The organism is Thermoanaerobacterium thermosaccharolyticum DSM 571, from assembly GCF_000145615.1.
Classification (GTDB): domain Bacteria; phylum Bacillota; class Thermoanaerobacteria; order Thermoanaerobacterales; family Thermoanaerobacteraceae; genus Thermoanaerobacterium; species Thermoanaerobacterium thermosaccharolyticum.
This window is the reverse complement of sequence record NC_014410.1, coordinates 651,299-675,289: the sequence shown is the minus strand read 5'-3', so window position 1 is coordinate 675,289 and position 23,991 is coordinate 651,299. Positions and strand designations below refer to the sequence as shown.

The following is a 23,991-nucleotide window of genomic DNA, read 5'->3' as shown; positions in this document are numbered from 1 at the left end:
TTTGTTTAGAGATATTCCAGTATATTACAAACACGCATTCGCAACCGCTCTTATACGCAAATGATGATATACTTCCATATTAGGAATCATTTGATGCATATAAACTATAGAAAACCTTTCACTTGGATCAATTGAAACGTAAGTCCCAAGTGCTCCAGTCCATCCAAATTCTCCAATTGAGCCATTAGAATTGCCTTCAGCGGAGTTCATTAAAGTTCTAACTCCCAAACCATATCCATATCCAGCTAAATAAGGATTATTGAAATTGAAGTCTTTTAGCTGTTGCTCATTTAACTGGTTAGCCCTCATCAAATCTATAGTTTTTTTGCCAATGATCTTATGCCCATTGTAATACCCACCATTGGCAAGCATTTGCGAAAACTTTAAATAATCCCTCACAGTAGAATACAGACCTGCACCTCCAGATTCATAAATAGCATCAGGTTGATGATACTCATCAAGCATGCCCGGCACCTTTTCCAGTGTACCATCCTCATTCTTTTTATAACAAGAAACCATTCTTTCTTCAATGTTACCATTGAAACGATATCCAGTGCTATCCATTCCCAATGGATCAAATATCTCATCTTGCAAAAACTCACCTACGGTTTTACCAGATATTACTTGAATTAATCCTGCAATTATATCATGTCCATATCCATATAGCCAATGAGTACCTGGCTCGAAAGCAATGGGGACTGAACCCATTGCTTTAACCTCTGTTACAATATCATATTTTTCATATCGCTCGCTCAATTCTTTTTTTATTCTTCTCATTTCATTTGCCGTCGGTGAATCATCTAAAAATGGATACGGCATTCCAACCGCCATAGTAAAAGCATGCTTAATCAGCATAGGATTCTTTGCTCTCTCGACATGCAATTTTCCATTAGAATCTTTAACAAACACTTTAGCATCTTTGTACTCTGGAAAATACTCGTAAATTGGTTCATGTAACAAAAACTTTCCCCTTTCAAAAAGTATCAAGGCAGCAGTACAGATTACAACCTTAGTCATAGAAAAAATGCGAAAAACACTATCTTCACTAATACGTTTTTTTTTCTCTAAATCAGCATATCCAAAATAGCCTTCATACAAAATCTTACCGTCTTTTGCTATCGCACAACCACATCCAGGTAAACCGTCTTCTACAAATTTCTTCAATAGATTAGACAAATCATCAAACTTCGCCATTACATTATCCACCTCTTATTAATTTTCTGGTTTTATCATTTCAAATTCTCTTTTGATTCAAATTTTGTTCATCTAATTTTACTATCTTTTAATTACTCTCGCATATTTGTTTAAAATAGAATTCAATCATTTGCAAAAAAAAACAAATATGCATCACAATCAATACATGATATATTACATTTTAATAATTAAAATACACCCTAGTCTTTTCGTTTAACTTAATTTCTTTATTCTCCACTTCAATATTATTTAAAATTCGATAGTAATTGCGGTTACTCCATGTTTAGGCTGAAAAAGCTTGATAACTTTCTTATCTTCTTCATTAGAAATTTCAACGTATTCTTTTTCTAATTTCGACTTATCAATTAATTTTTTAATCATGTCTTGATTTAGATACTCAGGTGAACCCATTTCAATCCACTCTTTCTTTGGATTCGCATGATTTTCATCTATTCTTTCTGCATACGCAAACTTCCAACCGTCTAAACCTTTGATCTCTATTCTAACCTCTTCATCATCTATTGGATTTAAAGGCATATTATGGTTATAAATAAATAACATAAGTTTTTTATCATCTATTACAGCTGAAAGTTCAACAAGAGAATTTTTCTCCTGATTTACTGTAATTAACTTATCTCCAGCGCGATGCAAAAGTTCAAACGCTCTAAAAGTTGGTTTAGGTATACCGTGAATATTTAAAAGTCCAAATCCACCATGGAAAGGTGTTGATGGAAAAGGCAATTCTTCAAAAATGTCTGAAAATGTCCAGAAAGAATAGATATCCACCAGCCCGGCATTATCAAACACCGACTTAACTACGAAAGCAGCGGCAAAGGGATCATCATGATAACTATCTCTGCAACTTGGGGAACTATTCCACTCAGTATAAAACAAAGGATAGCTTCCCGCTTCTTTTCTGGCTTTCTCACACATAGATTTAGTAATACCTCGTGGAGATTTAGCCAATGCTTCTTCCATATTAAGACCATGTCCTAACGCTTCATCGGTTGGATAATGATGTGTAGATATAAAATCTAATGGAACATTCTCAGCATTACAAAAGTCAATTAAATCTGCTATCCATGCATTACATGCTGTAACAGGACCGCCAACTTTTAAATTATTATTGACTCTTTTAATAGCATTGGCAGTTGTCTTATACAACTGGAAATATTCATCTTTCGTTCCACTCCAAAAATCTTTTAGATTAGGTTCATTCCAAACTTCAAAATACCATTTTTCGACTTCTTCAATACCATATCTTTCAATTAGATGTTTGGCTAACGCCTCTATTAAATCTCCCCATTCTTCATATTTTTTTGGAGGCGTTATGTTACCTTTATAATGAAAAACAGTTTTTGTGCCAGATGCCAGTACTTCCGGCATAAAACTTAACTCTACAAAAGGTTTCATATCAATACTTAAGAGATAATCAAATATTGAATCTATGTTGAAAAATGAATAAACAAAAAACCCATTGTGTTTTGAGCAGACGCTCATGTCATCATTTAGTAAGCCATGAAACCTCACGTATTTAAAGCCTATCGCATCTTTTACTTTTTTTATCTGAACTCTCCAATCTTCTCTTAAAGCTGTCGCTGCATGACAGCTACCAACGCACTTTTCGAAATAATGCGGAAAATCAACTTTTTTACCATTCAAATCCACAACAAACTTTTTCATATTCTCCCACCCTGAATTAGTTATAATCCGTAAAAAATACAATTTTGCTATGCACAATAAATAAAATGATTATATCCCACTTTTATCAAATATATATTTGATTTCTTTGCATACTACTTTCATAAATTCCAATACTGGTAATGAACTTCTGTCTAAACTAATCTTCAATTCTTTGAAAAAAATTTATTGTAATCTAACCTTTAACACTGCCAATAGTCAAACCTTTTACAAAGTATTTCTGCAAAAATGGATAAACCATCATTATCGGTACTACTGCCACTATTGTCATTGCTGCCCTTATACTATCAGGTGTAACTGTATTGGAATTATTTCTTAATCCCATATCAAATGTTGCTTGCTGTGTAAACTGCTGTGTTGATTGCAAAACTTTCTGTAATTCATATTGCAATGTGCTTAAATTTGGATCCATTGAACAAAAAAGCATTGTGTCAAACCACGAATTCCATTGCCCTACGGCAACAAAAAGGGTTATCGTCGCTAATACTGGCACACTTAGTGGAAATATGATTGAAAATATTATTCTTAGTTCACTGGCACCGTCTAATTTCGCTGATTCAATGAGACTCGCTGGTAATCCATCTATATAGCTTCTTACAACCATTATATTCCATGCACTTACTATCCCAGGCAATATATATACTAAAAAGTTATTCATAAGATGCAAGTCTCTTATCAACAAGTAATATGGTATTAATCCACTTGAAAAATACATTGAATAAGTGAATATTTTTGAAACTATTCCTCTTAGTACAAAATCTCTCCGGCTTATGGCATACGCTACTATTATGCTTGCTAATACGTTTAAAACTGATCCTACTATTGCTCTTAATGCCGAAATGATTGTTGCATTGTAAATTTCGGGATCGTTTAATATTGAAACGTAGTTAAAGGTTGTAAATTTTCTCGGTAACAGGTAAATTCCACCCCTAACTGTATCTATAGCGTCATTAAATGAAACTGCTAATACATGTATAAACGGATAAAGTGTTACTATTATTACAATCGTAAGCAGTATATAATTTATTGTGTCAAATACTATGTCTTCTGTGCTTAACCTGATTTTTTTGTTTCTAGCCACTTTATAACCTCCTGCTTTTTTGTTATTATATTAAAATGCACTTTCACCGCTAAGTGCTTTTGATATCCTATTTGCCAGAGTAACCATCGCTAAAGAGACAACAGAATTGAATATGCCTGCCGCTGTTGCAAATGAAAATCTGCCCATCGGTATACCATAATTGTATACATACAGCTCCAATGTCTGTGAGTAATCTATTACCATTGGATTTGACAACAGAAATACTTGCTCAAATCCTGCATTTAATATCCATCCAGCGTTTAATATTAAAAGTATTTTTATGGTTGGAACTATCGATGGCAGCGTTATGGAAAAGATTCTTCTTATTCTGCCTGCTCCATCTATACTGGCCGCTTCATATAATTCGCTGTCTATGGCTGTCATCGCTGCCAGATAGATAATTGAATTCCACCCAACTTCTTTCCACATGTCTGATAGTGCCATTAATGGCCAGAAAAGGTGTGGCACACCTATGAAATTAATTGACTGTTTTATTATGTGAAGTTTTAAAAGTAGCTGATTTACGACTCCATCTGGTGATAAAACATCGAGGACAATGCTTGCCGCAACAACCCATGAAACGAAATGTGGTAAGTACGATATTGTCTGTACTGTCCTTTTAAATTTCATATTTCTAACTTCGTTTATCAAAACAGCTAACGTTATTGAAGAAAAAAATCCAAGAAAATATTTTAAAATACTGATTCCTAACGTGTTTCGTATTGACTGATAAAAAGTATGATCTTCAAACAGCATTTTGAAGTTTTCTAGCCCAACCCATGGAGATTTGTTTATTCCAATAGCCACATTAAAATTTTTAAATGCTATTATCCATCCCCATAACGGAACATAGCTAAATATAATCAACAATACAAGAAACGGCAATACAATCAATACCAATTCTTTTTGTTGAACTAATTTTTTAAAAAATTTTTTCCTATTATCTTTTTTATCATTTACCATCTTTTCTTCTGATAAAACTTCTACTCTAGCATCTGTAACAGCCATGTTCAATCCTCCAAATAATATTTTAAGTGTAATGAAGTACGAATATCGTACTTCATTACAAGATTTTTTAATTATGTTAATTTATTATTTCGTACCCCAATGCTGTATTCTCCAATCAATCTGCTGCTGGATATATGGCACTTCAAGATCGTAATGGGCTTTCTGCATTTCAGAAACGTATTCTTTCCAAATGCTTTCAAACTGGTCTGGTTTTGCAGGTATCATTTGTGCTACATATTTTCTTGTAAGGTCAGATGCTTTTTGGTTTGCAATCTTAATCTGCTGTTCACTATCAGGTATGCTTATATCGTATACAAAGCCATAAGGTGTCTCAATTGGTGGTGCCATCATTTGCGACAAATTGGTTATATTATATGCTTTTAATACTTCTTGTTCGTATGGTTTGTATGAACTTGCTATATATTCTGGAGTATCTTGCGGTGATACAAAATTGCCATCTGCAAGTTTTTCACCATCATTTGGATGTGGGAAATACCAATATTGTCCGATTCCTTCTTGTTTAGTATAATTGCTATCTTTATATTGAGTCAATTGTTCTGGTGTCATGTACATCTTTCCATCTTTTACTGAATAATCTTTACCTTCAATTCCCCAGTTTTCAAGCTTCAAAGCTTCATCACTGCACATAGCATCTAAGAATTTGAATGCGGCAACAGGATCTTTGCAGCTTTTTGTTATGCTAATTCCTGCACTGTTGCCTGTCATATTCATGCTATTATAGTCTTCTTTTGTAACACCATCGAAAGTTACAGGCAAGGCAAATGGTACTCTATCGTAAAGTTTTTGTTGCTCTAGTGAATTAATAGCATTTTGAATATCCCAACGTTGATCGTAAAATCCTAAAACCCTTCCCGATGCAATCAAAGATAGATATGAATCATAATTTCTAGTAAACATCTGCTTGTCAAGTATGCCTTTATTCCATTCTTCGTTCAACTTCTTGTAGTAATCATGTGCCCATTGGCTTATTGCAAATGGATGCGCTTTATTGTTTTCATCAACCCATACATCGCCTGTATTAGCATTTCCAGCTAAGTAACTTGGAACACCAGTTAACGTAAATATCTTCCAACTATCAGTGAGAGCAGTAAATCCTATTACTGGCTGACCATTATATGTCGGATGCTTTTTAACATAATCTTCAATTATGTTAAAATACTGATCAAGCGTTAATTTCTTAGGCCATCCAGCATCTCTTAAAACCTCTAATGGAAGATAGAAACCGGAGTATGGATATAGATACAATGCTTTTCTTGCTGGTGTTAAGTAGTAAATATGACCATCTTTTGCTCTCATCTTGTTTAAATCTTCTTGAGAATACCATCTTTTTATGTTTGTACCGTATTTGTCAATCAAGTCATCAAGAGGTACCAGATCATTAGCCTCTCTAAAAAGCTCAAATGTTTCATTGCTCGTCTGAATTAAATCAGGCAATTCACCACCGCTAATCATAAGTGTCGCTTTTGATTTTTCATCTGTACCAACGAGATAACTTACTTGTAAATTAACGCCTGTCAATTCAGAAAGCTTTTTCCACACAGGCGTTTTTGTATAGTCATACGGTGTAGCAGTCGATGTGTCATAGAAAAGTGTGAATGTCTTCATTTGTTTAGTGCTGCTGTTATTACTTGATGTATTTTTACTTGTATTATTGCTTGTGGTCTTTGTATTGCTGCAACCTGATAAAAGTGCTCCTACAGTCATTAGAATTGCAAGCAGCAACACGACCAATTTTCTACTTTTCATTGTTTCCCTCCTCTACGATAATAAATAATAATATATAACTCTTAAAATGCTTTTAATTTTTGATAATATTGATAATATCACCTCCTTCAATTACTTATACCATGGTTATATGATTTTAATAATTTTTAATTAAAGTTATCATAAAAATTCATCTAAAACTTTTTTGGGATATAAAACTATCCAGTTAAATAAAAGTAAAAGGAACCTATCTAAGTCGTTTTTAATTAGTCTCACAATATTGCCACATGTAGTTATCAAACTAAATCTTCATTCCTCTACTTTACCTACCTCTACCACTATAACAGACATCTTAGGCATTGTTACAATTACTTTATTGTCAATTATTTTAATTTCGTCAAACTCTTTTGGTACAACTTTGTTAGGATTGTCAAAAGTATTGTGTGCATTCATTTCATCAGCAGTTAAAATTGTACATGTTGCTTTACTTACTTTTGCTCCTCTAAACTCACATTCCACTGTTACCGATTCTTTAGGATTTAGATTGCACAGAGAAATATGAATTTTTCCACTATCATCAGAAGAAACAGTTGCTGTTACTTGAGGAATACCATGTTCTGAATCAAGCATATATTCTGGTGTATCAATATTAAAGTCTAATAATTCTGCATCTTGATGAACTTTGTACATGTCAAATACATGATATGTCGGTGTAAGTACCATTTTAGCTCCATCTGTAAGAATTACTGCTTGTAAAACGTTTATAGTCTGTGCTATATTAGCCATCTTAACTCTATCGCAATGTTTATTGAATATGTTAAAGTGAATACCTGCAACCAAAGCATCTCTCATTGTATTTTGTTGATACAAGAACCCAGGGTTTGTACCTGGTTCTACATCATACCATGTGCCCCATTCATCTACAACTAATGCAACTCTTTTTTCAGAATCATATTTATCCATAATAGTGGAATGTTTTGATATTAATTCATCCATGTATAACGCTTTCTTCATCGTAATAAACCATTCTTCTTCATCAAAATCTGTGGCTGATCCTTTTCTTTCCCATGTGCCTGGTACTGTATAGTAATGCAAACTTAGGCCATCCACAAACTTACCAGCTTCTCTCATCAACACTTCCGTCCAATTATAATCGTCTGTATTGGGTCCACAAGCAATCTTAAATATCTTATTGCTGCCAAAATTCCTTACATAGGTGGAATATCTTCTATATACATCAGCGTAATATTCTGGACGCATATTGCCACCGCAGCCCCAGCTTTCATTGCCAACACCAAAGTATTTAAGCTTCCATGGTTCTTTCCTTCCATTTGATGCTCTCAAATTTGCCATTGGTGATTCACCATCAAATGTCATGTACTCTATCCATTCCCTCATCTCTTGAACTGTACCACTTCCAACATTTCCACAAATATATGGCTCAGCATTCAAAAGATCGCATAGTTCAAAGAATTCATGAGTACCAAAGTGATTGTTTTCGATTACACCACCCCAATGCACATTAATCATTTTTGGTCTTGATTCGTAAGGGCCTATGCCATCTTTCCAATGGTATTCGTCTGCAAAGCATCCACCCGGCCACCTCAATACTGGTATCTTAATCTTTTTCAATGCTTCAACAACATCTTTTCTAATACCGTCTATGTTTGGTATTTCAGAATCTTTTCCAACCCAAAAACCACCATATATGCATCTTCCTAAATGTTCTGCAAAGTGTCCGTAGATGTTCTTGCTTATTTTACCCTTTTTACAATCTGCATTGATAACGATTTTTGCTAACATATAAATGCTCCTTTCAAATTAAAATTCATCTCATCATTAACAAATGTCAAACTTATATATACATTTGAGATGATAGATTTAATTTATACGTACATCCCATATTAATATATATTCTACATGTTTTTTAAAATTCCTTCTTCTCTTTTAAATTTTTTTTAATTTTTTTATACTCGATATTATTTTCTTAGATGTATCAACGATTATAAAGCAATTTCATCTACATACTTATAATTTTTGTGTAAATTCATTATTGTACGTACATCTTAATATAATATATTCGACGCTATTTTTAAAATTCCTTCTTGGGTTTAAAAATTTTTTGTTTTTTAAAAAATAAAGGCTTCCATCTTCTAAATTTATTAATGGAACCCTTTATCTACTCATAATAATGTCCTATGACAATATAATATTTATTTTTGACCTGCCTTTTTCAGGTTTTATACGTATACCAAACTCATCTTCATCGCATGAAGCACCTATTGTTTCTTTAACTTTATAAATACCTCTCAACAGTACATTCCAAGGTTTTTTGGCTTTATCTACATTCACCACAATAGAATTTCCTTCTCTTTTAGCATTTACAGTCACTTGATCTTCTCCGTTTATTCCATAAACTATTGTAGATGCCTCTAAACCATTTTCTAACTGGAATATTTCAAAAGTTACATTGTCCAAATAATCATAGTCAGGTTTACTGTCGATATTTCCTGTTGCAATAATCGTATTTGGTCTAACCATAAGAGGTATACTCATGTAGCCATGTTTCTCTTGAATCCATTGTTGACCATTTATGACTGCGCCATTTAAATAATTAGTCCATTTTCCCTTTGGCAGGTAGTATTTTGCAATTCCTTCTTCGTTAAATATTGGAGCAACCATTAAAGAGTCTCCAAGCATATACTGCCTATCAACATACGCACAAGTTGGATCATCTTGAAATTCCATAACCATTGGCCTCATGACAGGCACTCCAGTAATTGATGCTTCATAAGCCTTTGAATATAAGTATGGCATCAATTTGTTTTTCAATTTTGTAAAATACCTTAAAACATCTACTGCTTCTTCACCGTACAACCATGGCACTTTATATGCCGCATTGCCGTGAAGTCTACTGTGTGATGATAAAAGCCCAAAAGCTGTCCATCGTTTATATATATCTGGTGTGGCTGTACTTTCAAATCCAGCTATGTCATGACTCCAAAAAGCAAATCCCGACATACTTATTGAAAGACCACCGCGTAAGGTTTCTGCCATTGATTCATATGTAGCATTGCAGTCACCGCCCCAATGAACCGGAAACTGTTGACTACCTGCCGTTGCCGATCTTGCAAAAACAATTGCTTTATCTTTCCCAAGTTTTTTAGCAAGTGTATTATAAACTACTTTATTATATAAAAATGTGTAATAGTTGTGCATTCTTTCAGGATCAGAACCATCGTAATAAACAACATCTATTGGTATTCTCTCACCAAAGTCTGTCTTAAAGCAATCTACCCCCATGTCAATAAGTTTTTCTAATTTTGATGAAAACCATTGGCACGCGTCAGGATTTGTGAAATCAACTATTCCCATTCCGGGCTGCCATAAATCCCATTGCCATACATCCCCATTTGCCCTTTTCAGAAGATAGCCCTTTTCTGTTGCTTCATCAAAAAGTTTCGACTTTTGGGCTATATATGGATTTATCCAAACAGATATCCTAACACCTCTTTCCTTTAACCTCTTTAACATATTTTCAGGATCAGGAAAGTATCTTGAGTCCCATTCGAAATCACACCACTGAAATTCCTTCATCCAAAAACAGTCAAAGTGAAACACACTAAGTGGTATGTCCCTCTTCATCATCTCATCTATAAAGAAGCTAACTGTCTTTTCGTCATAATTTGTTAAAAATGATGTTGTAAGCCACAATCCAAATGACCATGCAGGAGGCAATGATGGCTTTCCTGTTAAAGAAGTATAATTTATAAGCACGTCTTTTATTGTTTCTCCACCTATTATGAAATATTCCATCTCCTCATCCATCACGCTAAATTGTACTTTTGAAACCCTCTCAGAAGCAATTTCATACGATACAAGTCCTGTATCATTTACAAAAACACCGTATCCCTTATTTGTTACATAAAAAGGTATATTTTTATACGCTTGTTCACTGCTGGTGCCACCATCCCTGTTCCATATATCTACCACTTGACCGTTTTTAACAAAAGGCGTAAACCTCTCACCTAAGCCATATATATATTCATCAACACCCAAGTCTAATTGCTCTCTTAAATAGTTTTTTCCATTTTGCGATGTTATATATGCCATATTTTTAAAGCCTGTACCAGTAATACGTCTGCCATCTACGAAAAAGTCAATTGACCAATCTCCTTTAGTTTTTATCTTCGCCATAAGATTCCCGCTTGTAAAAGTAATATAACTATCATCTTCTTTTATATCTGCTTCTACGTCATCTTTTATATTTATTTCAAATTTAGGACTCTTTTTCGCTTTACCTTTAAAATGATATAATTTAACACTAATTACATTTTCCATCGGCGAACTTATTTCCACAGTTAGTAGAGGACCGCCTAATGTATTCCCTCTACTTATTACATGAAACGTAGGTACATATAAAATTACACTATTATCCATAATCTCATAATCATTTACTTCAGTAGCTCCAAAAATCTTGTATTCTTTCCTTACAAGCCAATTTCCATCTGTAAATTTCATTATCATCAACCCCTTAGTTTCCCTTTTCTATAATCTTAAATCCATAAGGCGGCAACATAACTTTTCCGTCTAACATGCTATTATCTACTATATCTATATATTCAATGTCTTTTAGATCTAATTTCTTTTCTTCATCTGTGAAGTTTAACAAGAATATAAATTCTCTATTTCCATCTGTTCGTAATTGAGCAGTAACTCCAACTGGCAAATCAACATCTATCGCTCTTTTTATATTTAAAAGTTCTATTATTTTGCGATAAAAATCATCGACAAAATCATCATTATTCCTAAATGCTATATAATATGCTTTTCCATTGCCATAATTATTAACTGCCACTGCAGGATAACCTACATAGAAGTCTTCTTTGTATTTGGCTAAATCTCTTGCTCCTTCAAGATGAATAATTTCGCAAAGCTCCTTTGTCTTATATTCACCTCTAATGCCTAATTCGTTAGTTTCATTAAAAACTACATAATTTTCATCTTTGTCGTGCAATGCATCTATTTCTTCGCTCCAAATCCCCAACACCTCTTTTAGCGGTCCAGGAAAACCACCTAGATAACAAAGATCATTTTCGTTTACTATACCACTTAAATATGTTGTTACAAATGTCCCACCATTTTTTACGAATTGTTTTATTCTTTCAGCTACACCATCTTTTATCATGTAAAGCATTGGAGCTATCAATAACTTGTATCCATTAAAATCACTTTCCATGTCGATTACATCTACTGGAACACATTTACTCCAAAATGGCCTATAATGCGATTGGCATGTCAAAAGGTAATCCTTTTTTTCTTGCCTCGGACCTTTTGCATCTTCTATCGCCCAACTATTCTCCCAATCGTAAATTATAGCCACCTCTGGCTTTACGGATGTGCCTATAATCGGATCTAACCTTTTTAGTATTTCTCCTACTTCTTTTACATCTTTAAATACTCTTGTGTTTTCATGTCCACAGTGATCTACTACTGCACCATGAAATTTTTCAAAGCCTCCCCTGCTTTTTCTCCATTGAAAATACTGAACAGTATCTGCTCCATGAGCAACTGCCTGTATTGATGATAAAGCATGCATTCCTGGTCTTTTTAATTTTGAGACGAGCTGCCAATTTGTAACACTTGGTGTGCTTTCCATTAGCATAAATGGCTGCCCACCTTTAAGGGAGCGATTGATGTCGTGGACAAATGCTGTTTTATATGCAACTACCCAATCCTCTTCGTTTCCATGCCAAGTTGGATAGCTGTCCCATGATATGACATCAAGATGTTTTGCAAATTTCCAATAGTTAAGTCCCGGAAAAGTCCCCATAAAATTAGTTGTTATAGGAATATTTGGTGTAAACTCTTTTAAAGGTGCAATCTCATTTTTAAAAAAATCTACCGTCTGATCTGTTACAAATCTTTTGTAATCTAAGTTTAATCCATGTATCGTTGTTTCTCCAATTGGTGATGGCGTTTGTATCTGAGACCAATCTGTAAATGTATGGCTCCAAAAGTAGCTCCACCATTCATGATTTAATTTTTTTATATCATTATCATATTTTTTCTTAAGCCAATTTCTAAACGCTTCCTGGCATAAATCGCAATGGCAATCATTGCCGTATTCATTTGATACATGCCAAGCAATTAATGCTGGATGGTCTTTATATCTCTCTGCTAATTTTCTATTAATACTTCTTACTTTTTCTCTGTATATTGGAGACGTAAAGCAGTGGTTCTGCCTTCCTCCAAAGAGATGCCTTACTCTATTTGAATCAACCCTCGCTACTTCTGGATACTTTTGCACAAGCCATGCAGGAGGTGCAGCACTGGGCGTTGCAAGTATGACATATATTCCATTATCATACAACTTGTCCATTATACGATCTAGCCATTCAAATTGATAATTTCCTTCTTCTGGTTCTATGGCTGCCCAAGCAAATATACCTAAACTTACCACATTCCAATTTGCCAATTTCATCAATCTTATGTCTTCGTCCAAAATTCTTGGATAGTTCAACCACTGATCTGGATTATAATCTCCACCATGAAGAAAGTGTGGATATTTTTCACTTATTGGTTTATACTTTGTCATTTAATTAACCCCCTGTTATTTTTAAATTCTTGATTCTATTTACATTTCCAAATTTACTGTGGTATTCCAAAAACATCTCTTTCCTGCTTTTCCAATAAATACATGACTATACTGCCGCTCCAAAAATGAACTTTTAAAATAACTTTGCCATCTTTTACATCATTAAAAAATTCTTTTGGAATCTTTATTATATTTGATTCATAAAGTGGGACAAATGAATGCCCATAATGTTCAATTACTAATCATCTCCATTTCTTCCACCTATGATATATAATACGACATCCATTTTAAAACTCCTATCTACTTTTTAAATTTTTTAAAAAAACATCATCCGTTATTTTAATCATAAAAAAATATGCCTTCATGTCTTTGAAGGCATACAATATACAAAAGTTCATAATTTATTCACTAAATCCATTGTTTCTCGCTAATTCTTTAAACCAATATCCGCTTTTCTTGATTGTCCTCTTTTGTGTGGTTATATCAACTGAAACAAGTCCATAACGGTTTTTATATGCATTTAAGAATGACCAGTTATCCATGAAAGACCACAGGTGATAGCCTTTTACGTTGCATCCTTCTTCAATAGCCTTGTGAAGCCATTTTAAATGGCCTTTGATAAATTCAATTCTATAGTCATCTTGGATTATGCCGTCTTTTATGAAACGCTCTTCTCCTTCTACGCCCATACCATTTTCGGAGATATATGACTCTATGTTTCCGTAGTTGTCCCTTACATTTATCAAGATATCGTATATTCCTTTTTCGTATATCTCCCATCCTCTGTACGGATTCATCCTTCTTCCCGGCATTACATACTCGTCAAAAAACCAGTCGGGTGTAAATACACCGTATGGGTTAGGCATGTTTTCTTTTGCTTTTACTCTTCTTGGCTGATAATAGTTTACTCCAAGGTAGTCAACTGTATTATTTTTTATAAGTTCAAGATCATCTTCTGTATATACCGGCAAATGGTTGTAACTCTTTAAAAGTTCTACAAGTTTCTCAGGATATTCTCCTTTGACACATGGATCTAAAAAGCTTCTGTTGAAGAGAAGATCAGCTATCTCTGCCGCTTTTAAATCTGCAGGATGGTTGCTTCTAGGATATGAAGGAGTAAGATTCAGCACAATACCTATTTTGCTATCTTTAATCTCTAACTTTTTAAACTCGTTAATTGCCATTGCACTCGCTAATACAGTATTGAAACATACCTGTATAGCTTTCTTAAAATCCACAATGTCTGGATAATGAAAGTTATAAAGGTATCCTCCTTCTGCTGGAACTATCGGTTCATTAAAGGTAATCCACCTTTTTACTCTGTCTCCGAAAAGCTCAAAACATGTCTTAGCATAGTTTTTATAATTCTCCAAGACTTGACGGCTTTCAAATCCTCCTATATGCTGCATTTCAATTGGCATATCGAAGTGAAATAAAGTGGCTATGGGCATAATGCCATTTTCTAAAAGCTCATTTATGACATCATTGTAGAAGTCTACTGCCTTTTTGTTTACTTCGCCTACACCACCCGGAATCAATCTTGACCACGATATAGAAAATCTAAATGAATTGTGACCTATTTCTTTCATCAATTTTATGTCATCTTTATACCGATGGTAAAAATCAGACGTCACATCAGGTCCTACACCGTTAAAAAAGCGGTTTGGCACCTGTTTATACCAGTAGTCCCATACATTCATGCCTTTCCCGTCTTCACTTGCAGCACCTTCTATCTGTGTTGCAGATGTGGCAGATCCCCACCAAAAACCTTCTGGAAACTTATATTCTTTTGCCATTTTTCTTTCCTCCTCTTGTTTTGTTAGTCACATAGTTTGCAATAAATTTTTCTCCACTTAATGATATTAGAAAATATCCTATGGAGAAAATTATCACTAATGGTCCAAAGAATTCTTCTAATACTACGCATATTGTCAATGCATGTGTTGCATAAACTATCAAATCGTAATAGCTTAATTCTTTTTGCTTTTTGATAAGCGCCACAACATAAAAGACAAGTGATAGTACAAGTGACGATGCTATCAATCCAATATACAGAAATAGTAGTGAAGATACAATATTTTTAAATGATAGTTGTGAATAGCTATTTAAAAACACTGAAAAATTACCTGTAAATAGTGACATTATAAGTTTAATAAGTGTTAAATAAACTACACCAAAAATCGTCACGATAAGATCAAACCTGAGAAGTTTGATTATAGATTCGCCTTTTAGTCTTTTGTAATTTTGAGGCATAAACAAGCTTATTTTTAGCTCTTCCAAAACACTCATAAATTTTATCTCCTTAACACCTTTTAAAATGTTTAAAGCAATTAGACGATTACGGACTGTAACCGCCTAATTGCAATGATATCAGCCTTTTTGGCTTTCAACAGCCATTGCTTGCTCTTGCTCAAGGTACTGCCTATCTACAACTCTTAAGAATGGCAAGTATATGAAGAATGAAATCACTAATTCAATTATCTGCCATACAGCACCACTAAAACCTGAGACCAAAAGTCCTCCGATAATAGGTGGTGTAGTCCATGGTATTACAACGCCTGTTGGATGTCCAACCAAACCTATTGACATTACAATGTAAGTCAAAGTAGCTAAAATCATAGGTGTCAATATGAATGGTATAACCATTATAGGGTTTAAAACGATTGGAAGTCCAAATATTACCGGTTCATTGATGTTAAATAAACCTGGAACTATAGCAAGCTTTCCAACTGTCTTAACCTGTCTTGATTTTGAGAAGAAAAGCATAGCAAGTACAAGTCCTAATGTGCTTCCTGAACCACCTACTAGCATGTACATATCGTGGAACTGCTGCGTTATGATGTGTGGAACTGGGTGACCAGCTTGGAATGCCTGCAAGTTCTCTGCTGCAAGTGCCAACCATATTGGTCCCATAACAGATCCAACTACGTTTGCACCGTGTATACCAAATGACCAGAAAAGTCCTTCAAAGAAGTTAGCAATCAACGTAGCAGGCAGTGTATCGCCAAGTCTTGTCAAAGGTATCTGCAATACAGTGTATATAAATTGATGTATTGTGCCATAAGATGTCATAGCAAACAGCATTCTTATTACATCAATGATGATAGCAACTATAGCCGCAGGTATCAATGCAGAGAAAGCCTTTTCAACTGCAGGTGGAACACCTTTTGGCATCTTAATTACCCAGCCTCTTTTTACAACAAATCTCACGATTTCAACCGACAATATTGCCGTCAAAATACCTACAAACAGACCTTTTGAGCCCATCCAGTCAACTGGTATGCCACCGCTTACTTGAATTGCTTTTTTAGCTCCTTCAGGTGTATAATTAACTATAAACGGCGTAAATATCAAAAATGCAACAAGTGCAGTTGCAGCCGTGCTTAATCCATCAATTTTATAATGGCCTGCGAGGCTGTATGCAATACCAAATACTACGAATATACTCATTATTGACATTGTAGCCTCAAAAGGCCTCATAAAGAAAGTGCTCCAATTTTGACCAAATGTCTTGGCCATGAAATCAGAATAGCCTGGTATCGGCAAGTTTGCAAGCAACAGGAAAACTGCACCTATAGTTATAAGTGGTACAGCAACCATGAAGCCGTCACGAATTGATGTAAGATATCTATTTTCTGCAATCTTGCCAGCTATAGGCATCAATTTTTCTTCAAGCGAATCTGTAAACTTACTCATCTTAACACTCCTTATCCTCTAATTAATTAAAAATAAAAACTTATTTTTTAGCCAAACTTAAAGCTTGTTCTAGTACTTTTTCTCCATCCATCATACCGTAGACGACTGGATTTATCACATCTACAGGTACACCTTTTTCACTGCATATTTTCTTTGCTTTTGGCAGTATGAATTTTACTTGCGGACCTAAGAGAACTACATCCGCTTCTTCAACGTATTTTTCCATCTGTGCTTCAGGGTATGCATCAACAGCGACCTCTATACCTCTTGCTTTTGCTGCCTCTTCAATTCTGCCAATTAACATGCTTGTCGATGAACCTGAAGAGCAAAAGAGAATAATCTTAAGCATTAACGTTTTCCCTCCTTTCAAAAAACTTTAGCTTGTAAAAGCAATTTTGCATTTTATCTTCAAGGATATCCCCACTTAAATAAATCACTACATACACTATTAAAACACTTCAAAAATGGGGAATCCCTTGAAACCAAAGAGATTCAATCTAAAAACACGTGTACCACCTCTTTTCCTATTCCTGTGGGAAATACCCTTCTTCTTCAGGTGATCCTATGGGTTGTCCTTGTGCCAATTTCACTGCAAATTTCGATATTTTTCTCAGAGAATCATTTAGTCCAATGCCTCCTCTATTTGGAGTCTCTATGATGTATATCTTTTTTCTAAATAATTCTGTACCTGTATTGTCTTTCGACATGGCCGCAAATGCAGGAATATTTAATTTTTCTATGACGGCTTCTGCCAAGTATCCACAGCAATCACCGTATCTTTTGTAATTTAATGCAGGACCACATATAACTACGTCCGGATTAAATTGTTTTATCATGGTTAATATTTTTTCAATAGCTTCGTCTTTATTTTCAAGAAAATAGTTATCACCACATATTACGGTGCCAATTATGTCACCGCCGTTTCTCATCATGGTGTTTTTCAAAAGCATCCCCAATCCTATAGCGCCAAACTGGGACTGAGGTTCCATATTCATTTTTTCATCTGTTCCGTATCCTGCTTGAACTTGGTTTAAAAATTGTACAGCTTTAATCATTTTATCCTCCTATTAGTGTTTAATTTTTTTATTTCGTCACACATGTATGAAGAACTGGCTCTAGCATCTTTCTCAATTCTATTATCTCTGATATGAGATTTTTCTCTGATATAGCAGTCATGAGATGATCTTGCGAATGTACAAACAGTATTGAAAACTCAAGTTTTTCGCCTGATGCTTCTTTTTGCAACATGCTGGTCTGCACATTATGTGCCTTTTCAATAGCCTCATTCGCCTGGGACATAAGTTTTTCAGCTTCTTCAAATTCGCCGTCATATGCTTTTCTAAGCGCTTCGTGTGCATATGCCCTTGCTTCACCTGATTGTATAATGATTTCCATAACTATTTGCTGCAAATCCATATTATTTTCCTCCTTGAATTGGTTTTATCTATTTTGGGATTCACTAAATAATATATGCAAAAACCATGCCAAAACACTAAAACATGAAGAAACGCCGCATTTTACCCTATCAAAACATATTAAAATAAACAGTGTTTTTTAGTGTTTAATAAAAATCCGCATATTGTTTTATCAATTTTTATTAGTGTTTTAATGTTTCGATAGTGTTTAATCCAGTAAATCACTATTGAAAAACTTGTCGCGAAATATATAATAGGATATAGGTATAGAAAGTTATTTATGGTAAAGGGGATCTTTAAGTTGAAAAGAAAAGACTTGATTTTAAAAAAATTAATAGAGTTAAGCAATGGGAACGGTATAGATGCTATGACATTAGCAAATGAGTTAAATATGTCTCGAGCAAACGTTAGTCATGAATTAAATCTTTTGTGCAAGGAAGGAAAAGTCATAAAGTCAGACGGCAGACCAGTACTTTTTTCACCTGTATTTAACAGCACCAACAGCAACTCAAATGACAGCAAATTGTACGAGCTGGATATGCTGATTAAAAATAATATCAGTTTGAAACAAGCTGGCGAGCAGGCAAAAGCTGCTATTTTGTATCCTCCCAAGGGAATCCACTGTTTAATATTAGGTGAAACAGGCGTAGGAAAATCTACTTTTGCGAGAATAATGCACAAGTATGCCATTGATATGGGAGTAAAAAAGCCTGACGCTCCTTTTATAGCCTTTAACTGTGCAGACTACAGCAACAACCCTCAGCTTTTGACGGCTCAACTTTTTGGGGTTAAAAAAGGAGCATATACAGGCGCTGATACAGACAAAGAAGGACTTATAGAAAAAGCAAATGGCGGAATCTTATTCCTCGATGAAGTACACCGTTTGCCGCCTGAAGGACAGGAAATTTTATTCACTTTTCTTGATACAGGGTATTTTAGAAGAGTTGGCGATGTGGAAAACAGGACATCTGACGTACTGATCATATCGGCTACGACTGAGGATCCTTCTTCATCCCTTTTAAATACATTTACAAGAAGAATACCGATGATAATTAAAATACCGCCACTTAGAGAAAGGACTTTAGAAGAAAGATTTTACCTTCTAAAAAGGTTTTTTAAACACGAAAGCATAAAATTAAACAGGGATATCTTTGTGTCGCTGAATTCCATGAGGGCATTTTGCTCCTATGACTGTCCAAACAACATCGGTCAATTAGAAAGCGATGTCAAGCTTATATGTGCAAAAGTCTATTCAGAATTTTTGACTAATAAGAAAAATGACATAAGGATCTGCAGTAGAGACTTGCCAGATTATATAAAGAAAGGACTATACACAGATAAACAGCATAGAATGCTGTGGAACGAAGTCATAGGTGACGATATAGAGTTTTTTAAATTTTCCCCTACAAATGAAACAGAGGAAATTCCAACCGCATCTAATGATAACAGCATTTACGAGATAATAAATGATAGATTGAGGCAGCTAAAAGCAAAAGGTATATCTGATATAGACATTGAATCAATTTTGGAAAAAGACATAGCAAAGTACTTTCACAAGCAGATATATGGTATAACTGAGGAGAAAAACAAACAGAATTTAATTCATATCTTAGGAGAAGACATAATAAACATTACAGACAGGATTGCTGAGCTCGTATCCGAACTTCTTGGGAAAGAGCTTAGCCAAAACAGCTATACTGCACTTGCTTTGCACTTAAACACGCTTATTGAAAGGGTCAACAAAAATAAGCCTATTGTAAATCCTCAACTGTCAAAAATTAAGCAATTATACCCAAGAGAATTTGAAGTTGCGGTTGAAGCCAAAAAAATCATAGAGAAATATTTGAACGTTTCGATTCCAGAAGATGAAGCTGGATTTATCACGATATTCCTCATTTCAGACAAGGAATACATCAATAGGCAAAATGAGAAAGTCAAGGTGATAATAATTGCCCACGGCAATTCTACTGCTACCTCCATGGCAGATGTGGCCAACAAGCTATTGGGCGAAAATTACGCAATAGGCTTAGACGCTCATCTTGACAAAAGTCCCCTTGAAGTCTTAGAAACTTTAAAGGACTACGTGAGAAATGATATGAATCAGGCGGGATACCTTCTCTTAGTAGACATGGGATCACTAACGACATTTGGCGAAACAATTGAAAAAGAGTTTAACGTGCCAGTAAAAGTTATACCGCTTATTTCGACCCTCCATGTCATTGAAGCCACCAGAAAGGCGCTATTAGGTATGCCCATTAACAATATTTACATGAGCGTACAATCAATAAATTCATACATGGAGAACAACATGGATTTTGCTCCACTAATAAGCGGCAAAAAGAAAATCGCAATTGTCACAGCATGTCTCACTGGAGAAGGCGCCTCTGTTGCAATTAAAAGTTTCTTGAAAAATAATTTAAAGTATGACAAAGACCTATTTGAGATTATACCAATTGACAGCTTCGATAAACACATGACAATGAAAAAAATAAACGAAATCCAAGAAAACATGGAAATAGCTTTTATCGTATCATCTTTTCCATTGGACATTAATATTAAACAGTACAGCATGAATGACGTTTTAAGCTTGAAAGTCATGAAAGAATTACAGGAAATAGTGGATATTAAGACAGCCCTTATCAAGATGGGCAATGTCTTAAAAGAAAACATCGATAACATTGATGGCGAAGAGCTATACAGCGATATACAAGACACTATCATGAAGCTTTGCGATACATTATCAGTTTGCTTTGATGATGATATGCTGCTTGGCATAATACTTCACTTTGCCTTTATGGTAAGCAGAATCAAGAAAGGAGAAAAAAGCATTGAGTATATAGGAAAAGAAGAATATATTAAAAACAACAAATCATTGTACAACGCAGTAAAGAAAGCATTGACACATTTAAACACAAAATATTCTATAATAATACCAGATGATGAAATATGCTATATAATGAGATTTTTCCAAGAGAAAGATGCTCTTTTCAATATGATATGAAAAATCCCCTGTGCATTATGCATAGGGGATATCATTATTAGTTTTGCTATCTATATTTTTAATATAAGGCTTGAAAGATCATATATCTTTACATCTCCAGGATTATCAGAACATTTTAAAGTATACTTTTCGCCAGGTATCATGTTAAGGCAGTTATCGCTTAGATCGACGTCGTTTTCTGTATCGACAAACACTCCAAATGCAGGTACATCAGTTGAAAGAGTTATGTCATTTCCTTCAACATAACATGTTATGTTAGGTTTTGTAAGTTTAAGGTTTCTAAATTTATCAAAAACATAGTAATTATCGTATATTTTTTCATCAACAGTCATCCTGACGTATACGACGCTGTTTAATAGTTTCCAATTTCTCTCCACAGGAAGTGTACAGTGGGATGCATCAACAGGTACCACATAAGGCACGTACTTTTCAGCAATCTCGCGCTCATCATAATGTGCTATTTTTACAACATCGTTGGCAATCAACCTTGTATTAAACTTTCTCTCCCACAATTTCTCGCCGTCAAGGCTGTAGCACAATACTTCCACATGAGCTTCTGCATCCTGCTGTAAATCGCTTATACCGTAAATCGTTATTCCGCCGTCTTCCTCTACGATATATGGCAAAACACTTGCAAAAAACCTGCCAGAATAATAGTAAAGAGCCTTTTTCCTTTTATAATAGTCTATACAAGACCAGCTTGCTACTGGCCAGCAATCATTAAACTGCCAATAAAGCGTTCCTGCCGTCATGAATTTGCGAGCTCTCCAGTGTTCTACACCTTTTTTTATTGCCTCTGCCTGATTAAACTGTGTCAAATACACGAAGCTTTTAAGGTCTTTTGGAAAACCTAATTCACTTACCATGTACCTTATCAGGCGTTCCATACCATCAATCTGTTTATTGTGAGATATCATTACAGGGCTTAAAATATATCTGTCATCTTCTTTGGTATACGACAATACCGTCTTCCAATCAGGCATTGACTGGAAGCCAAACTCGCTTACAAATCTGCTTTTATCAGCTAAATACGCTTTAACATCAGCCCATCCACTCCATACATCCCACTGATGCCTGTCACCTTCTGATTCACTGTTGGGATCTACTCCACCGTATGGGCTAGATACCCAATAGGGTCTTGAAGGATCATACTTTGCGCAAATCTGTGGCAATATTTCCTTGTATATGTAATTTCCTAGATACTTCGGATCGCCATTTCCCCACCAAGAGTAGAAACCAGTGTTGTTTTCATTGTTGCCGCACCACAATACGATGGAAGGATGGTTCCTAAGCCTTAAAAGTACATCCTCTGCTTCTTCTGCAGCCATCTGCTGAAACCAATCAAATTGATCCGGATATTGAGCACAAGCGTACATAAAATCCTGCCAAACCATTATACCCATTTCATCACACGCATCATAGAAAGCCTCATCCTCGTAAATGCCGCCTCCCCAAACTCTCAGCATATTCATATTTGCGTCTTTAGCAAGTCTTACAAATTCGTAGTAATCGTCTTTTGTAATCCTTGAAAGAAAATTATCCGCTGGAATCCAATCAGCACCTTTTGCAAAAACCTTTATTCCGTTGATTTCAAAAATAAAGCTTTCTCCTTCACTGTCTTTTTCTCGTATCAATCTTACAACTCTTATGCCGGACCTAAAATTCAATTCATCTATAACATCTTCGCCTATTGAAAGCTTTATATTTATGTTGTAAAGCGGTTGAGGTCCAATACCATTGGGATACCACAGCTTTGGATTATCAATTTTAAGATAAGCATCTATACCTCCGTATTCAACATGAACACTTTTTCTTCCACAGACCTCGCCATCATATGAAACGGTAACTTCTGCTATTAAATCCTGATCGGTAAAAGATGATACAGAAGCATTGACTCTTACAAATGCCGCATCTTCTTGCAATTTTTCCGTATAGAAGAATGGATTTTCTATCACAGCATCTTTCACAACTGATATATACACATCTTTCCACAGACCAACCTGTGCCAATCTCGGTCCCCAATCCCAGCCGTATGCATATTGAGCTTTTCTAATGTATGGCCTTGCTGTCTCAAATGATGATTCTAATCTTATAGGGCTGTTATTCTCAAGTGTCCTCATTACTTTTGTAGATGAATGAAAATAGACTTCTAATACATTGTCCTTCTCACTTATTATATCGGTTACATCAAATTCATGCGAAATATACATATTTTCTGCTCTACCTAAGAATTCGCCATTAAGATAAATATCAGCGATCGTATCGATTCCCTCAAATACCAATTTTATTTCATCAAATTCTTCAGACAAATCAAAATCAAATTCTTTTCTGTATATCCACTCCTTCTCTTCTAATTTATGGCATTCTAACTCATTCATGCAATAAAATGGATCACTTATCCTATTTTGTGCCAGTAAATCTAACTGAACACATCCAGGTACTTTTCCATCATTCCACTCATTATCAGATGCTTCTCTAAACTTCCATGTGCCATTCAAAGAAATGCGCTTCTCCATGTGCCTCCTCCTTCCTCTCAAAGCTTACATATGTGATGAATCTTAAGCTTAAGCCC

Annotated in this window: 17 protein-coding genes; 1 reads left to right on the top strand and 16 read right to left on the bottom strand. The window is 34.9% G+C overall.

Annotation, left to right across the window (positions count from 1 at the left end):
- Positions 1-24: 24 nt before the first annotated feature.
- The 15 genes from TTHE_RS03340 to TTHE_RS03275 form a co-directional block, all read right to left on the bottom strand.
- Positions 25-1,194 (bottom strand): serine hydrolase domain-containing protein, encoded by a 1,170-nt coding sequence (locus TTHE_RS03340; RefSeq protein WP_013297195.1) that lies wholly within the window; start codon positions 1,192-1,194, stop codon positions 25-27.
- Positions 1,195-1,443: 249 nt separating this feature from the next.
- Positions 1,444-2,877 carry a GH39 family glycosyl hydrolase gene (locus tag TTHE_RS03335; RefSeq protein WP_013297194.1) on the bottom strand — a complete coding sequence of 478 codons (1,434 nt, stop codon included), beginning with the start codon at positions 2,875-2,877 and terminating at the stop codon, positions 1,444-1,446.
- A 193-nt stretch (positions 2,878-3,070) separates the two neighbouring features.
- On the bottom strand, positions 3,071-3,976 hold the full coding sequence (locus TTHE_RS03330) for a carbohydrate ABC transporter permease (protein ID WP_013297193.1): 906 nt from the start codon (positions 3,974-3,976) through the stop codon (positions 3,071-3,073).
- Between the two features lie 30 nt (positions 3,977-4,006).
- On the bottom strand, positions 4,007-4,984 hold the full coding sequence (locus TTHE_RS03325) for an ABC transporter permease (RefSeq protein WP_013297192.1): 978 nt from the start codon (positions 4,982-4,984) through the stop codon (positions 4,007-4,009).
- Between the two features lie 84 nt (positions 4,985-5,068).
- Positions 5,069-6,751: an ABC transporter substrate-binding protein gene (locus TTHE_RS03320; RefSeq protein WP_013297191.1), complete on the bottom strand. Its 1,683-nt coding sequence runs from the start codon at positions 6,749-6,751 to the stop codon at positions 5,069-5,071.
- A gap of 267 nt (positions 6,752-7,018) precedes the next feature.
- Positions 7,019-8,512, bottom strand: a complete 1,494-nt coding sequence (locus tag TTHE_RS03315; protein ID WP_013297190.1) for an alpha-N-arabinofuranosidase — start codon at positions 8,510-8,512, stop codon at positions 7,019-7,021.
- Between the two features lie 393 nt (positions 8,513-8,905).
- Positions 8,906-11,230: an alpha-xylosidase gene (gene yicI, locus TTHE_RS03310; RefSeq protein ID WP_041587420.1), complete on the bottom strand. Its 2,325-nt coding sequence runs from the start codon at positions 11,228-11,230 to the stop codon at positions 8,906-8,908.
- 13 nt (positions 11,231-11,243) lie between these two features.
- A complete protein-coding gene (locus TTHE_RS03305; RefSeq protein WP_013297188.1) occupies positions 11,244-13,307 on the bottom strand; it encodes a beta-galactosidase in 2,064 nt (687 codons plus the stop codon).
- 53 nt (positions 13,308-13,360) lie between these two features.
- Entirely contained in the window at positions 13,361-13,543 is a 183-nt protein-coding gene (locus TTHE_RS14970; protein ID WP_196793669.1) for a hypothetical protein, read from the bottom strand.
- Between the two features lie 165 nt (positions 13,544-13,708).
- Entirely contained in the window at positions 13,709-15,103 is a 1,395-nt protein-coding gene (locus TTHE_RS03300; protein ID WP_013297187.1) for a glycoside hydrolase family 1 protein, read from the bottom strand.
- Positions 15,087-15,596 carry a hypothetical protein gene (locus tag TTHE_RS03295; RefSeq protein WP_013297186.1) on the bottom strand — a complete coding sequence of 170 codons (510 nt, stop codon included), beginning with the start codon at positions 15,594-15,596 and terminating at the stop codon, positions 15,087-15,089. The genes TTHE_RS03300 and TTHE_RS03295 overlap by 17 nt, the downstream gene beginning before the upstream one ends.
- A gap of 81 nt (positions 15,597-15,677) precedes the next feature.
- Positions 15,678-17,003, bottom strand: coding sequence for a PTS cellobiose transporter subunit IIC (gene celB / locus TTHE_RS03290; RefSeq protein WP_013297185.1), 1,326 nt, complete (start codon positions 17,001-17,003; stop codon positions 15,678-15,680).
- A 40-nt stretch (positions 17,004-17,043) separates the two neighbouring features.
- On the bottom strand, positions 17,044-17,352 hold the full coding sequence (locus tag TTHE_RS03285) for a PTS sugar transporter subunit IIB (protein ID WP_013297184.1): 309 nt from the start codon (positions 17,350-17,352) through the stop codon (positions 17,044-17,046).
- 175 nt (positions 17,353-17,527) lie between these two features.
- Positions 17,528-18,058, bottom strand: a complete 531-nt coding sequence (locus tag TTHE_RS03280; protein ID WP_013297183.1) for a glycine/betaine/sarcosine/D-proline family reductase selenoprotein B — start codon at positions 18,056-18,058, stop codon at positions 17,528-17,530.
- A gap of 28 nt (positions 18,059-18,086) precedes the next feature.
- Positions 18,087-18,419 carry a PTS lactose/cellobiose transporter subunit IIA gene (locus TTHE_RS03275; RefSeq protein ID WP_013297182.1) on the bottom strand — a complete coding sequence of 111 codons (333 nt, stop codon included), beginning with the start codon at positions 18,417-18,419 and terminating at the stop codon, positions 18,087-18,089.
- 300 nt (positions 18,420-18,719) lie between these two features.
- On the opposite strand from TTHE_RS03275, the gene TTHE_RS03270 reads away from it, so the two are divergent.
- Complete coding sequence (locus tag TTHE_RS03270; protein WP_013297181.1) at positions 18,720-21,419, top strand: sigma-54-dependent transcriptional regulator; 2,700 nt, start codon at positions 18,720-18,722, stop codon at positions 21,417-21,419.
- Positions 21,420-21,469: 50 nt separating this feature from the next.
- Here TTHE_RS03270 and TTHE_RS03265 read toward each other — a convergent pair whose 3' ends face one another.
- Positions 21,470-23,935, bottom strand: a complete 2,466-nt coding sequence (locus tag TTHE_RS03265) for a beta-mannosidase (protein ID WP_013297180.1) — start codon at positions 23,933-23,935, stop codon at positions 21,470-21,472.
- Positions 23,936-23,991: the final 56 nt, after the last annotated feature.